The organism is Promicromonospora citrea (assembly GCF_013004695.1).
GTDB lineage: Bacteria > Actinomycetota > Actinomycetes > Actinomycetales > Cellulomonadaceae > Promicromonospora > Promicromonospora citrea.
In genome coordinates, this window is record NZ_JABEMG010000112.1 from 1 (window position 1) to 14,654 (window position 14,654).

At 72.3% G+C, this 14,654-nt stretch carries 11 protein-coding genes and 1 tRNA gene; 3 read left to right on the top strand and 9 right to left on the bottom strand.

Annotation, left to right across the window (positions count from 1 at the left end; genetic code table 11):
* Positions 1-70: 70 nt before the first annotated feature.
* From HLB15_RS17960 to mfd, 3 genes are all read right to left on the bottom strand, one after another.
* Complete coding sequence (locus tag HLB15_RS17960; protein WP_171107172.1) at positions 71-373, bottom strand: helix-turn-helix transcriptional regulator; 303 nt, start codon at positions 371-373, stop codon at positions 71-73.
* A gap of 334 nt (positions 374-707) precedes the next feature.
* Positions 708-1,649, bottom strand: a complete 942-nt coding sequence (locus tag HLB15_RS17965; protein ID WP_171107173.1) for an ABC transporter substrate-binding protein — start codon at positions 1,647-1,649, stop codon at positions 708-710.
* Between the two features lie 116 nt (positions 1,650-1,765).
* Positions 1,766-5,368, bottom strand: a complete 3,603-nt coding sequence (gene mfd, locus HLB15_RS17970; protein WP_171107176.1) for a transcription-repair coupling factor — start codon at positions 5,366-5,368, stop codon at positions 1,766-1,768.
* Positions 5,369-5,589: 221 nt separating this feature from the next.
* Between mfd and HLB15_RS17975 the strand changes: the two genes are divergently transcribed.
* Together HLB15_RS17975 and HLB15_RS17980 are read left to right on the top strand one after the other, a co-directional pair.
* A complete protein-coding gene (locus tag HLB15_RS17975) occupies positions 5,590-6,669 on the top strand; it encodes an acyltransferase family protein (protein WP_171107178.1) in 1,080 nt (359 codons plus the stop codon).
* 108 nt (positions 6,670-6,777) lie between these two features.
* Positions 6,778-8,418: an amidohydrolase family protein gene (locus HLB15_RS17980; protein WP_229785548.1), complete on the top strand. Its 1,641-nt coding sequence runs from the start codon at positions 6,778-6,780 to the stop codon at positions 8,416-8,418.
* A 24-nt stretch (positions 8,419-8,442) separates the two neighbouring features.
* Here HLB15_RS17980 and pth read toward each other — a convergent pair whose 3' ends face one another.
* The 6 genes from pth to HLB15_RS18010 all read right to left on the bottom strand — a co-directional run bounded on the left by pth (position 8,443) and on the right by HLB15_RS18010 (position 14,061).
* Positions 8,443-9,048 carry an aminoacyl-tRNA hydrolase gene (gene pth / locus HLB15_RS17985; protein ID WP_171107180.1) on the bottom strand — a complete coding sequence of 202 codons (606 nt, stop codon included), beginning with the start codon at positions 9,046-9,048 and terminating at the stop codon, positions 8,443-8,445.
* Positions 9,049-9,210: 162 nt separating this feature from the next.
* Complete coding sequence (locus HLB15_RS17990; RefSeq protein ID WP_171107182.1) at positions 9,211-9,810, bottom strand: 50S ribosomal protein L25/general stress protein Ctc; 600 nt, start codon at positions 9,808-9,810, stop codon at positions 9,211-9,213.
* Between the two features lie 233 nt (positions 9,811-10,043).
* Positions 10,044-11,249 (bottom strand): glycosyltransferase, encoded by a 1,206-nt coding sequence (locus HLB15_RS17995; protein WP_171107184.1) that lies wholly within the window; start codon positions 11,247-11,249, stop codon positions 10,044-10,046.
* An 88-nt stretch (positions 11,250-11,337) separates the two neighbouring features.
* Entirely contained in the window at positions 11,338-12,318 is a 981-nt protein-coding gene (locus HLB15_RS18000; RefSeq protein WP_171107186.1) for a ribose-phosphate diphosphokinase, read from the bottom strand.
* Complete coding sequence (glmU, locus tag HLB15_RS18005) at positions 12,318-13,952, bottom strand: bifunctional UDP-N-acetylglucosamine diphosphorylase/glucosamine-1-phosphate N-acetyltransferase GlmU (protein WP_171107188.1); 1,635 nt, start codon at positions 13,950-13,952, stop codon at positions 12,318-12,320. Before glmU ends, HLB15_RS18000 begins: the two co-directional genes overlap by 1 nt.
* Positions 13,953-13,989: 37 nt before the next feature.
* A tRNA-Gln gene (locus tag HLB15_RS18010) sits at positions 13,990-14,061 on the bottom strand.
* 181 nt (positions 14,062-14,242) lie between these two features.
* Between HLB15_RS18010 and HLB15_RS18015 the strand changes: the two genes are divergently transcribed.
* Positions 14,243-14,654 (top strand): TetR/AcrR family transcriptional regulator (locus HLB15_RS18015; protein WP_171107190.1); only part of this gene is annotated, 412 nt, incomplete at its 3' end.

Genomic DNA, 14,654 nt, shown 5'->3' on the forward strand with positions numbered 1-14,654 from the left:
GCCGCCGCCGGGCAGCTCGACCTCGACGTGGATCGCCAACCGCGTTCACCTCCTTCTCAGTGCCCGGGGCTCATCGGCTGACCCGGACCCGCTGCGGCAGGGCCCGTTCCGCGTGAAACCGGCCCATCTCGGTCGTCAGGGGGTCGCTCGCGCCCACCACGGCGTCGGCCACGCCGAGCACGCGGAGCACGGCGAGCGTGTTCTCGAGGCTCACGGTCCCCTGCCCCGTCTCGATCGCGCGCAGCGTGGTGCGCGTGATGCCGGCCCGGTCGGCCACGAGCTGGGCGGTGAGACCATGGATCTTGCGCCAGGCGCGGACGTGGTCACCGAACGAGGTGAGGTCGCGCTGGGTCCGGAGGGATGGTCTGGCCATGTCGGGGAACTCCTTTCGGTCACCAGGTTAACCGACCGAGCCCCTAACGGTCACTACGCTGGCCGTTATCGAATCGATCCGGCGGTGCCATCGGGGCCCGCCGTCGTCGGCGCGCAGCCCTCGCGGCGATCGTCTTTCGAGCCGATGTTTCTCGGCTTTGCGGGCCCGCAAAGCCGAGAAACATCGGCCTGAAAAGTGAGTGGCTGCCGACGACGACGGACGACGCTCGGGCCCGGCACGATCCGCCCCGGAACGACGGCCCGCGCAGTCCCGGAACGACGGACGGGCCGCCCCGCGGTGTGCGGGACGGCCCGTCCGGGCAGAGGTCAGTCGGTCACTGACCGTTGATCGTGGCCTTCTCCAGCGCGCCGACCGACAGGTCGTGGCGCTCGAGGATCTCGGCGTAGGTGCCGTCGTCGATGAGGCTCTGCAGCGAGGCCTGGTAGGCGCGGACCAGCTCGACGTCACCCTTGAGGAACCGGAAGCCCAGCGGGGTCGGGTTGATGATCTCGGTGTTGGCGACCTCGAAGACGTCGCCGGAGCCGATCTGCTTGGCGTTGTAGGCGCCCGTCGACCACTGCGTCAGCTCCGCGTCGGCCCTCCCGGCCTCGACCTCGGCCAACGCGTTGGCGTCGGTGTCGAACGGCAGGATCGTGATCGGCTCCGCCTGGCAGTCGCCCTGGTTCATCGCCATGAGGGCCGTCTGCTGCGACGTGTAGTCCTCCGGGTCCGTGCCACCGAGCACGGCGACCTTCCGACCGCAGAGGTCGGCCAGCGTCTTGATGCCCAGGGGGTTGCCCGCTGCGACCATGATCGCGTCGCTGTCGTTGTAGTAGTCGACGAAGTCGGACTCCCTCTGACGCTCCTCCGTGTCCGACATCGCCGCCGCGACGACGTCGACGTTGCTCGCGTACAGCTCGTCGATCAGCGAGTCCCAGGGCATGTCGTGGAACGTGTACTTCAGCCCCAGCCGGTCGGACGCGGCGTCGAACAGGTCGATCTCGAAGCCGACGATGCGACCCGCCTCGTTCGTGTACTCGAAGGGCGGGTAGCCCGACTCCGTGCCGACCGTGATGCGCGCGGACTCACCGCGCAGCTCGCCCGGCAGCATGGCGTGCAGGTTCTCGTCGACCTCCACGGACTGGTCGGGGCCCTCCGCCGCCTGCGTCGAGTCGGTCGAGCAGCCGGCCAGCACGGCGCCGAGCGCGGTGAACGCTGCGATCGAGCCGATGACGGCACGTGCGCGGCTCCCGCGCACGTGATGTCCGAGTGCCATGCGGGATCCTCCACAGGATGAGTGACGGGGCGGGTGACGCGGGGTGGAGCCTATACGGTCCTGGCGGGTAGCCGTGAATCCGAGTTTCACCTATGCCCACCAGCGGGACGCCCGGGTCAGGCGCTCGTGCCGACCTTAGCGGCAGCCCCGACGTCGGCCAGAATCACCGCGTCGATGAGGGCCCGCGCCCACTCGAGCACCTCGGTGCCGCGCAGGGGCCTGCCGCCGATCCGCGCGGTCATCGGGAAGGGCACGAGGAACGCCCGGATCGCCGGCTTGAGGATGGTGCCGGGGTACAGCCGCTTGAGCCGGAGCTGGGCCGACTCGGGCAGGTTGACCGGCGCGAACCGCACGTACTTGCCCTGGGCCGTGACGTCCGTGAGCCCCGCCTGGCGCACGTGGTTGCGGAAGTCGGCGACGTCGAAGAGCGCGTTCGCGACGTCGGGCAGCGCACCGTAGCGGTCGGTGAGCTCGGCCCGCACCTCCTCGAGCGCCGCGGCGTCCTGCGCGCTCGCGATCTTCGTGTACGCCTCGAGCCGGAGGCGCTCGGTCGCGATGTACGACTCGGGCAGGTGGGCGTCGACGGGCAGCTCGATGGTGACCTCGGGGGCCTCCTCCTCGGCGTCCCCGCGGAACGCGGAGACCGCCTCGCCGACCATGCGCACGTAGAGGTCGAACCCGACGCCCGCGATGTGGCCGGACTGCTCGCCGCCGAGCAGGTTGCCGGCGCCGCGGATCTCGAGGTCCTTCATCGCGATCTGCATGCCCGCGCCGAGGTCGGTGTGGGCCGCCATGGTGGCGAGCCGGTCGTGCGCCGTCTCGGTGAGCGGCTTCTCCGGCGGGTAGAGGAAGTACGCGTACGCACGCTCCCGGCCGCGGCCGACGCGCCCGCGGAGCTGGTGGAGCTGGGACAGGCCGAGCATGTCGGAGCGCTCGAGGATGAGCGTGTTGGCGTTCGAGATGTCCAGGCCGGTCTCGATGATGGTGGTGCACACCAGCACGTCGAGCTCCTTCTCCCAGAAGGCGCGGATGACCTGGTCGAGCTGGTGCTCGCTCATCTTGCCGTGCGCGACGCCGATCCGGGCCTCCGGCACGAGCTCGGCGAGCCGCGAGGCGGTGCGCTGGATCGTCTCGACCTTGTTGTGCACGTAGAAGACCTGGCCCTCGCGCAGCAGCTCGCGGCGGACCGCTGCGGCGATCTGCTTCTCCTCGTACGCGCCCACGTAGGTGAGCACCGGGTGCCGCTCCTCCGGGGGCGTGGCCAGCGTGGACATCTCACGGATGCCCGTGACCGCCATCTCCAGCGTGCGCGGGATCGGCGTCGCGGACATGGCCAGCACGTCGACGTTGGTGCGGAGCTGCTTGAGCGTCTCCTTGTGCTCGACGCCGAACCGCTGCTCCTCGTCGATGACCACGAGCCCGAGATCCTTGAACGCCACCGAGCCGGTGATGAGCCGATGGGTGCCGATCACGATGTCGACGCTGCCGTCCTTGAGCCCCTTGAGCGTCTCCTCGGACTCCTTGGCGGTCTGGAACCGGCTCAGCGCCCGCACGGTCACGGGGAACCCGGTGTACCGCTCGGAGAACGTCTCGTAGTGCTGCTGCACCAGCAGCGTCGTCGGTACGAGGACGGCGACCTGCTTGCCGTCCTGCACCGCCTTGAACGCCGCGCGGATGGCGATCTCGGTCTTGCCGTAGCCGACGTCGCCGCACACCAGCCGGTCCATCGGCACCGGCTTCTCCATGTCGGCCTTGACCTCGTCGATCGTCGCGAGCTGGTCGGGCGTCTCGACGTAGGCGAACGCGTCCTCCAGCTCGCGCTGCCACGGGGTGTCCGGGCCGTAGGCGTGGCCCTGCGTCGCCATGCGCGCGCTGTAGAGCCGGATGAGCTCGCTCGCGATCTCGCGGACGTGCTTGCGGGCCTTCGCCTTGGTGTTCTTCCAGTCGGCGCCGCCCATCTTGGACAGCGACGGCGACTCGCCGCCCGTATACTTGGTGACCTGGTCGAGCTGGTCGGTGGGGACGAACAGCCGGTCGCCCGGCTGGCCCCGCTTGCTGCTCGCGTACTCGATGACGAGGTACTCGCGCGTGGCGCGGTTGCCGCCCGTGCCCATGGTGCGCTGCGCCATCTCGACGAACCGGCCGACGCCGTGCTGCTCGTGCACCACGAAGTCGCCCGCCTTGAGCTGCAGCGGGTCCACGACGTTGCGCCGCCGGCTCGGCATCCTGCGCATGTCGCGCGTGCCCGAGCCCGCCCGGCCGGTGAGGTCCTGCTCGGAGAAGATCGCGAGCTGCAGGTCCGGCGCGACGAACCCCTTGCCGACGCCGCCCGCCAGCACGTGCACGATGCCGGGCTCCGGCTCGTCCTCGAGCGCCGTGGTGAGCCGCGCCGCGGTGCCGGCGGCGGAGAGCTGCTCGGTCATGCGCTTGGCGGGGCCGGGACCCTCGGTGGTGAGCACGAGGCGCCAGCCGGCGACCTGCAGCCCGTGCACGTCGTCGAGCGCCCGGGCCAGGTCGCCACGGTAGGACTCGACGTCGCGCGCTGAGACGACGAACGTGTCGGACGCCGAGGGCAGGCCCGCGACGTCGTCCGACGCCTCGGCCAGCTCGGTGTCCTGGGTGAAGGACGAGAGCGTCCACCAGCCGAGCGCCCGCCGGGCCGCGATCTCGCGCACCTCGGCGAACGTCTCGAACGACGCGGCGGACAGGTCGATCGGCGCGGCGCCGCCCGCGACGGCACCGGTCCAGGCCGCGGCCAGGAACTCCTCGGTGGTCGCCACGAGGTCGTGCGCACGGCGGCGCACGCGCTCGGGCTCGTCGATCACGAGCAGCGCGTCGTCCGGCACGAGCTCCAGCACCGGCACCATGCGCTCCACCAGCACGGGGGCGAGCGACTCCATGCCCTCGACGGCGACGCCCGCCGCGAGCTTGTCGAGCATCTCCACGGCGCCGGGCAGGGACTCGACGAGATCGGCCGCGCGCTGCCGCACGCCGTCGTCGAGCAGGATCTCGCGGCACGGCGGGGCCCAGACGCCGCGCTCGGCGATCTCGAGGCTGCGCTGGTCGGCGACCGAGAACCAGCGGATCTCCGTGACCTCGTCGCCCCAGAACTCGCACCGCAGGGGATGGTCCTCCGTGGGCGGGAAGATGTCGAGGATGCCGCCGCGCACCGCGAACTCGCCGCGGCGCTCGACCATGTCGACCCGCGTGTACGCCGCGGCGGTGAGCCGCTCGGCGACCTCGCCCAGGTCGACCGACGTGCCCGCGGACAGCTCGACCGGCTCGAGCTCGCCCAGCCCGTCGACCACCGGCTGCAGCAGGGCGCGGACCGGCATCACGAGGATGCGGACGGGGCCGGCCTGCCCGCGCTCCTGCGCGGGGTGCGCCAGCCGCCGGAACACCGCGAGCCGCCGGGCCACCGTGTCGGCGCGCGGGCTCAGCCGCTCGTGCGGCAGCGTCTCCCAGGAGGGCAGCACCGCGACGTCGTCCGCCCGGTCCTCCGGCAGGTAGCCGCGCACGCTCGCCGCGAGCTCGTCGGCCTCGCGACCGGTCGCCGTCACCACGACGAGCGGACGCTGCTCGGCCGCGGCGACGAGCAGCGGCGGGCGGGCGCCCACGGGACCGACCACGTCCGCGAAGCCACGCGCACGCACGCGCTCGACCGCGGCGCGGGCGCCGGGGTCGCGCAGGAGAGTGGGCAGGAGGCCGGTGAGGTTCATGGATGTTGTCCTTCGGTGGCGCACGACGACGGGCCCATCACGGGCATGACCCGGGGTGGGGTCACGGGTGACGGGCTGCTTCCAGGCTACTCCGGACCACCGACACGGGCGGCGTGCCGTCCACCACGCCCGCCCGACACCACGCCCGCCGCCCCGTCCGCCGCCACGCCCGCCACCACGCCCGGAGCGGATGTCGTACCCGCCCCGTACGATGACCCGCGATGTTCACCCCCTCCGGAACCCCGCGCCACGCCGGCGCCCAGGGCCCGGGGCGCGACGCCGCCGTCGGGCAGCCCGCCCCTGCCCGCCTCGCCTGGCCCGACGTCGCGCGCGGCCTCGCCATCGCCCTGGTCGTGCTGTACCACGCGACCAACTGGACGTGGATGACGGGGTACGAGGTGGGTGTGCTCCGCGAGGTCAACGAGACCCTGCGCAGCCTGCGCATGCCCCTGTTCTTCGCGGTGTCCGGCATGTTCGCCGCCAAGTGGGTCGCGGCGCCGTGGGCCCGCCTCGCGCGCGGCAAGCTGCTCTTCTTCGCGTGGGTCTTCGTGCTGTGGGAGCCCATCTCCCTCGTGGTGCGCCTGCTCACCGGCTACTACCAGGTGGCCGACGCCGACTGGGGCACCGTGGGCCACGACCTCGCCTGGTCGCTGCTCGTCCCTCGCTCGGAGCTGTGGTTCATCTGGACGCTCGCGGCGTTCTTCGTGCTCGCTCGCGCCCTGCGCCGCCTGCCCGCCCCCGTGCAGCTCGCGCTCGCCGCCGCGGTCGGCGCGTGGGCGCTGGCCGGCTGGGAGCCGGAGAGCCTCGCGTGGCGCGGCACGGCGCAGTTCGCGCTGTTCTTCCTCGGCGGACTGCACCTGCGCGGCCTGCTCGAGCGGTTCGCCGCTCGGACGACCTGGCTCTGGGCGCTGCTCGCCGTCGCCGTCTGGCTCGGCCTGCAGGTGGCGGTGCGCGAGAGCGGGCTGTCCGACGTCTACGGCTGCTACCTGCTGGCCAACGTCGCGGGCGTGCCCGCAGGCGTCGCGGTGAGCGTGCTGCTCTCCCGCGTGCCGGGTGCGCTCGGCCTGCGCTGGCTCGGCGCGCGCACCCTCCCGGTGTTCGTGGTGCACACGTCGGTGGTGCTCGCGCTGCTGACCCTGATGTGGCGCAACGGCATCTGGGTGGCCGCGCCGGCGTCGCAGTGGCTGCCGGTCGCCTGGACGGTCGCGGCGGTCGGCGTCGGCGTGCTGCTCGGCGAGCTGGCCCCGCGCGCCGGTGCCCGCTGGCTCTTCGCCCCGCCCCGCCGCCTGACAGCCCGCTGACCGTCGAGACGGCGCGGGCGACATCTACCCCATGGGTGATATCTCCTGTTACTGTCTGACCCTCAGCAACGGCGACGAGGCCGGTGCGAGCGCCCTGCGGGAGGTCTCGTGCGACGCATCAGACGGATGGCCCTGCTCCTCACCGCGGTGACGGCGACGTGCCTCAGCGCGACCCTCCTCGTCTCGCCGGCGTCGGCGACGAGCGCCGCGCCCACGCTCCCCACCCCGGAGTCCGAGGTCGGCGTGACCGGCACGCCGTTCACGGGCACCCGGCCGGACGGCACGGTGTACGGCCTCATCGACGCGCACAGCCACCTGTTCATGCAGGACGGCATGGGCGGCGCGGCGGTCTGCGGCAAGGTCTTCTCGCGGGACGGCATCGAGACGGCCCTGCGCGACTGCCGGTCGCACGAGCCGCACGGTCTGGGCGCCCTGCTGGAGAACCTGACGCGGGACGGCTCGCCGATCGGCACCCACGACACCACCGGCTGGCCCACCTTCGCCGACTGGCCGGCCCACGACTCCCTCACCCACCAGCAGATGTACTACCGCTGGGTCGAGCGGGCCTGGCGCGGCGGGCAGCGCGTGCTGGTCAACGACCTCGTCACCAACGGCCTGCTCTGCTCGATCAACCCGGGCACCTACCAGAGCTGCGACGAGATGACGGCGATCCGTCTCCAGGCGCAGGACACCTACGACCTGCAGGCCTTCGTCGACGAGCAGTACGGCGGGCCCGGTCGCGGCTGGTTCCGGATCGTCACCAGCAGCGAGCAGGCACGCCAGGTGATCGAGGAGGGCAAGCTCGCCGTCGTGCTCGGCGTGGAGACGTCGGAACCCTTCGGCTGCAAGCAGACCCTGCGCATCCCGCACTGCACGCGCGCGGACGTCGACGCGGGCCTCGACGAGCTCTACGACCTCGGCGTGCGCTCGATGTACCTGTGCCACAAGTTCGACAACGCGCTGTGCGGCGTGCGGTTCGACGAGGGCTCGCTCGGCACGGTGATCAACGCCGGGCAGTTCCTCTCGACCGGCACGTGGTGGGACGCGCGGAGCTGCCCGGCCGACCAGCCGCACGACAACAACCCCGGCAACGGCGAGCTCCCGCCGGCGCTCGAGGACGACCTGCCGCCCGTGCTGCCGCTCTACCCGCCGGGCACGCTGTGCAACACGCGCGGGCTGAGCAGCCTCGGCGAGTACGCCGTCCGCGGCATGATCGAGCGGAACATGATGGTCGAGATCGACCACATGAGCGCGAAGGCGGCCGACAGGACGCTCGACATCCTCGAGGAGGAGGACTACGCGGGCGTGCTGTCGACGCACTCGTGGATGGACGAGCGGTACCTCGACCGGCTCTACGCGCTGGGCGGGTTCGCGACCATCTACGGCCACGCGACGCACGAGCTCGTCGAGGAGTACGAGCGCACGGCGGCCGTACGGGACCGGTACGGCGCGGGCATCGGCTTCGGCTTCGACATGAACGGGTTCGGCGGCACCCCGCCGCCCCGTCCCGACGCGGCGGGCGACCCCGTCACGTACCCGTTCCGCTCGTTCGACGGCGGATCGGTGCTCGACCGGCAGACCACCGGCGAGCGCACGTGGGACGTCAACGCCGACGGCGTCCCGCACTACGGCCTGGTGCCCGACTATGTCGAGGACCTGCGGATCGTCGGCGGGCAGGGCCTGATCGACGACCTGGCGCGCGGACCCGAGAGCTATCTGCGGACCTGGGCGGCGGCCGAGGCGCACTGAGCGCCGGCCGCCGCCGGACCGGGCTCAGGCCCTCGCCGTGTGGTACCTGCCCTGCGCCGCCAGCAGCCCCTCGGTGATGAGCAGCTCGACCGCATCGGCGGCGTCGTCCACGAGGATCGGCAGGTCCTTGCGCTCGGTGCCCGTGAAGTCGCGCAGCACGTAGTCGGCGGTGTCCATCCGGCCCGGCGGGCGGCCCACGCCGACCCGCACCCGGTGGTAGTCCTTGGTACCCAGCGCCTTGGTCGTGTCGCGCAGGCCGTTGTGCCCGCCCTCGCCGCCGCCCAGCTTGAGCTTGATGGTGTCGAAGGGGATGTCGACCTCGTCGTGCACCATGACCACGTGCTCCGCCGGCACGTCGTAGTACTTCGCGAGCGCGCTGACCGGACCCCCCGACGTGTTCATGAAGGTGGTCGGCTTCGCGAGGACCACGCGCGGACCCGGCGCACCGCCGGGCAGCACACCCAGCCGCGTCTCGGCGACGACGGCCTGCGCCCGCGCGTGCCGGGAGAACCGGGCACCGGTCCGTTCCGCGAGGACGTCCAGCACCATCTGCCCCACGTTGTGCCGGTTGCCCGCGTAGCGGGGCCCGGGGTTGCCGAGGCCGACGACGAGCCAGGGCCGGTCGCTCATCTGGATGTTCCTTTCACGCACGCGACGACAGCAGCACAGCAGGAGAAGACACGACGGGCCGAGGCGGACCCGCGCCGCGCACGATCATCTCGTGCGCGGGCCCGCGGGTTCCACCTCGGCCCGGTGCGCCACGGCCGGGAGCCCGGCCTGCGACAGGAAGGCTCAGGCCTCGGCCTCGGCGGCCGACTCGGCGGAGTCCGCCGACTCGTCGTCCGCGCTCGCCTCGCCGCGCGGCTCGGTGATCAGCACGACGACGTACTCCGGGTCGGTCAGCAGGGTCGAGCCGGACGGCAGGGCGACGTCGCCCGCGCGGACCTGGGCGCCGCTCTCGAGGCCCTCGATCGAGACGTCGACGGACTCGGGCAGGTGCGTGGCCTCGGCCTCGACCGACAGGGTCTGCTCCTCGACCAGGTGGATCGTGCCGGGGGCCGACTCGCCCACGATGTTCACGGTGACGTCGACCGTGATCTTCTCGCCGGCGCGGACGACCTGCAGGTCGATGTGCTCGATGACGTTGCGGACCGGGTCGCGCTGGACGTCCTTGGCGACGGCGAGCTGAGCCTTGCCGTCGAGCTGGATGGACAGCAGGGCGTTGGTCTGGCGCAGCGCGAGCATCGACTCGTGGCCCGGCAGCGTGACGTGCACGGGGTCGGTGCCGTGCCCGTAGAGGACAGCGGGGATCTTGTTGTCGCGACGGATGCGGCGGGCCGCGCCCTTGCCGAACTCGGTGCGGGGCTCGGCGGCGAGCTTGATCTCGGCCATGGGAACTCTCTCCTGAAAGGTCGTGTCTGCTGATCGAAGATGGCGGCTGCGTCGGCGCGGGACACGTGACGGGCACGGAGCAGGCACGGAGGCGGGCTCGCGGGGCGGGAGCGCTGGAGGGGCTCCACCCGATGGCCGCCGACGGCCGCCCAGTCGATCACGGACGCCGGCCGCCTGCTTGCGGGATCAGGTCCCGTCGCGGCCGTCAGGCGTCCCTCGCCGAGGCAACCGGACTACTGTACCCGTTCGTCGGCGCGGTCCGCACCGACAGGCGGTGTGACCCCGATCGTCGGCTGGGTGCGCCGCGGGCGGTAGACCACCTGCACGTGGAACACGAACCGCAGCAGGAACGCCACGACCAGCGTGATCGCCTGCACGAGCACCGGCCACATGCCGGTGTTCTCCACCAGCCACCACAGCACGGGCAGCCGGACCAGCGCCTCGGTGCCGTTGAACGCGAACGAGTGCGCGAACCGCGACCACACGCCGCGACCCTCGTCGCGCAGGTCGCGGAAGACGAGCCGCTCCTGCAGCAGGAAGTTGGTCACGATCGTCACCACCGCGGAGATGACCGCGCCCGCGACGTAGTGCACCCCCAGCCCGGTGAGCGCCCACAGGATCAGCACGTTGAGCACGGCGCCGAGGCCACCGATGATCGCGAAGCGGGACATGCGGCCGAACCGCAGGGCCGCGAGCTGCTCGAGGTAGCGCAGGCCGGTGGTGAACGACGCCTTGGACCGCCCCGCGTACCGCTCGCCGAACACGAACGGCTCCTCGCCCACCACCAGCGTGTTGCGGGTCAGGAGCTCGAGCAGGATCTTGAAGCCGCGCGGGTGCAGCGCGTCCAGGTCGAGCCGGTCGACCCGCGCCGCGAAGAAGCCCGTGAGCGGGTCGGTCACGTTGCGCAGCCGGACGGGGAACATCGACCGGGCCAGCAGCGCCGACGCGATCGAGACGCCGTGCCGCCACCAGCCGTCGAGCCCGCCCGCGTCGCCGTCGCCGGTGTAGCGCGAGGCGACGACGAGGTCGAGGCGCGCCTCGCGCCCGCGCGTGACGAGCGCGGGCACGAGCTCGGGCGGGTGCTGCAGGTCGCCGTCCATGACGACGGCCCACTCGCTGGTCACGGTGCGCAGGCCGGCGACGACCGCGCCGCTCAGCCCGCCCTGCGGGCGCTCCCGGTGCAGCAGGCGCACCGGGACGGGCGACGACGCGGCGACCTCGCGGATCAGGTCGGGGGTGTCGTCGGTGGAGTCGTCGACGAAGAGGATCTCGACCAGGTCCGGGGCGCCCACGGGGGCCGGGCCGCCCTCGGGTCCTCTGGCGACGTCCGGGCCGGTGCCGTCGTCGGGCAGCACACCGAAGGCGGCGCAGAGCCGCTCGGTGAGCGCGCGCACGTTCGGCCCCTCGTTGAACGTCGGGACCACGACGGTGACGGTCACTGACCCTCCCCTGTAGATGTCAAGACACGGTCCACCGTGGACCACGCCTGAGTCAAGTGCCCGTACCAGGCCCGAGCCGGCCCGCCGGTCAGGAGTTGCCGTCGAACAGCGAGGTCACCGAGCCATCGGAGTGCACCTCGTTGATCGCCGACGCCAGCAGCGGCGCGATGGAGAGCACCTTGAGGTTGTCGAACCGGCGCTCCTCCGGGATGGGCAGGGTGTCCGTGACAACCACCTCGCGCGCCCCGCACTCGGTGAGGCGCTCCTTCGCCGGGCCGGACAGCACGCCGTGCGTCGCCGCGACGGTGACCGACTTCGCGCCCGCCGCCATGATGACCTTGACCGCCTCCGCGATCGTGCCGCCGGTGTCGATGAGGTCGTCCACCAGCACGCAGTCCTTGCCCTCGACGTCGCCGACCACGCGGTTGGCGACCGACTGGTTGGGCCGCGTGACGTCGCGCGTCTTGTGCACGAACGCCAGCGGGCCGCCGCCGAGCTTGGACGCCCAGATCTCCGCGACCCGGATGCGGCCGGCGTCGGGGGACACGACGGTGACGTTCCCGGTGTCCACGCGGCTGCGCACGTAGTCCACGAGGATCGGCATGGCCCACAGGTGGTCGACGGGCCCGTCGAAGAAGCCCTGGATCTGGGCGGTGTGCAGGTCGACGCTCATGAGGCGGTCGGCGCCCGCCGTCTTGAACAGGTCGGCGATCAGGCGGGCCGAGATGGGCTCGCGGCCGCGGCTCTTCTTGTCCTGGCGCGCGTAGCCGAAGAACGGTGCGACCACCGTGACGGAGTGCGCCGAGGCGCGCTTGGCGGCGTCGACCATGAGCAGCTGCTCCATGATCCACTGGTTGACCGGCATCGTGTGCGACTGCAGCAGGAACAGGTCCATGCCACGCACGGACTCGCTGAACCGCACGTAGGTCTCGCTGTTGGCGAAGTCGTACGCGGACACGCCCAACAGGTCGATGCCCAGCTCCTTCGCGACGTTCTTCGCGAGCTCGGGGTGCGCCCGGCCGGCGGCGAGGACGAGCGGGTGGCGGTTCGGGCCAGGTGCGGTGGACATCAGTGGGTCTTTCCTTCCGTGTCGGCCCCTCGGGCAGGGACCTGGTCGGCCTCGGCCGGTGCGGCCGACGCCCGCGGGGCCGAGGCCCCGGCTGCGTTCTGCTGCGCGAGCTGCCGCTGGGCCTGGTCCCCCAGGCCGTGCTCGGCACCGCGGGCCGCCGCCGCGGCGTCCGCCGCGGCCGTGCCCGGCCGACGGCGGGCGACCCAGCCGTCGATGTTGCGCTGCTGTCCTGCGGTGACCCCGAGCGCACCGGCGGGCACGTCCCGCCGGATCACGGAGCCCGCGGCGGTGTAGGCACCGTCGCCGACGGTCACGGGGGCCACGAACATGTTGTCCGCGCCCGTGCGGGCGTGCGAGCCGATGACGGTGCGGTGCTTGTTCACCCCGTCGTAGTTCACGGTCACGGACGCGGCGCCGATGTTGCTGTGCTCGCCGATGGTCGCGTCGCCGACGTAGGAGAGGTGCGGCACCTTGCTGCCCTCACCGATCTCGGCGTTCTTCGTCTCGACGAACGTGCCGATCTTGCCCTTGCGCCCCAGCCGCGTGCCGGGCCGCAGGTAGGCGAACGGGCCCACCGACGCGCCCTCGCCCACGACGGCGAGCGTCCCGTGCGTGCGGACGACGGTCGCGCCCGCACCGACCTCGACGTCGGTCAGCGTCGTGTCGGGGCCGACGGTCGCGCCCGTCGCGACCACGGTGGCCCCCTTGAGCTGCGTGTTCGGCAGCAGCGTGACGTCGGGCGCCAGCTCGACGTCGACGTCGATCCAGGTCGTGGCCGGGTCCTGCACCGTGACGCCGGCGCGCTGCCACTCCTCGACGATGCGGCGGTTCATCTCGCGGGCCAGCACCGAGAGGGCCACGCGGTCGTTGACGCCCTCGACGAGCATCGGGTCGTCGGCCAGCACGGCCCGCACGTGCAGGCCCTCACCGCGGGCGAACGCCACGACGTCGGTGAGGTAGACCTCGCCCTGCGCGTTCTTGCTGTCCAGGCCGCCGAGCCCGCGGCGCAGCGTCGCGGCGTCGAACACGTAGACCGACGAGTTGATCTCCCGGATCTCGAGCTGGTCGGCGGAGGCGTCCTTGTGCTCCACGATCTCCAGCACGTCGCCGGAGCCCTTCTCCCGCACGATGCGGCCGTACCCGGTCGGGTCGTCGACCTCGGTCGTCAGGATCGTGACCGCGTTGCCGTCGGCGTGGTGGGCCGCGAGCAGCTCGCCCAGCGTCGCGCCGTCGAGCAGGGGCACGTCGCCGGCGACGACCACCACGGCGCCCTCGAGCCCGTCGCCCACGAGCTCGCCGTCCGCGAGGCCCGCGGCGGCCGACGCCGCCTGCGCCTTGGTGTCGAGCGCCTCGAGGGCGCACTGCACGGCGCGACCGGTCCCGGGGATCTCGTCCTGGTCCACGAGCACGGCGTCCGGGTCGAGCGCCCGCACGGCCTCCGCGACCAGCTCGCGCTCGTGCCGCACCACCACCGCGACGTGCGCCGGCTCGAGCTCACGGGCCGCCGCCAGCGCGTGCCCCACCATGGGCCTGCCGCCCAGAGGGTGGAGGACCTTCGGCAACGCCGACTTCATGCGGGTGCCCTGGCCGGCGGCGAGGACGACGACTGCTGCCGGCTGAGGTGTCTCGGTCACGGGTGCTCCGATCGGTGGGTTCGTCAGATCCGGACTGCTCCGCCCCCAGGACTCGAACCTGGACCAAAGGCACCAAAAACCTCTGTGCTGCCGATTACACCAAGGCGGACCGGTCGCGCGCGTCGCTGCCCCGAGGCGGGCGTGTGCCACCGTCGCACGTCCGTGAACAGTCTGCCAGGTCCACGGCGGTGCCCCGTGCCGGGCGGCGGCGACGGCCGGGTCCCGCGACTGTGCCGTCAGGCACAATGAACCCCATGGCCGCCGACAACAGACGTACGCACCGACCGCGGATGACGGCCAGCCAGCGCCGCGAGCAGCTGCTCACCGTCAGTCGTGGCCTCTTCGCCGAGAAGGGGTTCGAGGGCGCGTCCGTCGAGGAGATCGCGGTCCGGGCCGAGGTGTCCAAGCCCGTCGTCTACGAGCACTTCGGGGGCAAGGAGGGCATCTACGCCGTCGTCGTCGACCGCGAGGTGCAGGCGCTGACCACCGCCCTGACCGGGGCGCTCGGGTCGGGTGGCCACCCCAAGGTGCTGCTGGAGCGCACCGCGCTCGCGCTGCTCGACTACATCGAGTCCTCCGAGGACGGCTTCCGCATCCTCGTGCGCGACTCCCCCGTCGCTCAGGCCACCGGCACGTTCTCGAGCCTCATCGGCGACGTCGCCACGCAGGTCGAGGCCATCCTCGAGCCGCAGTTCCGGTCGA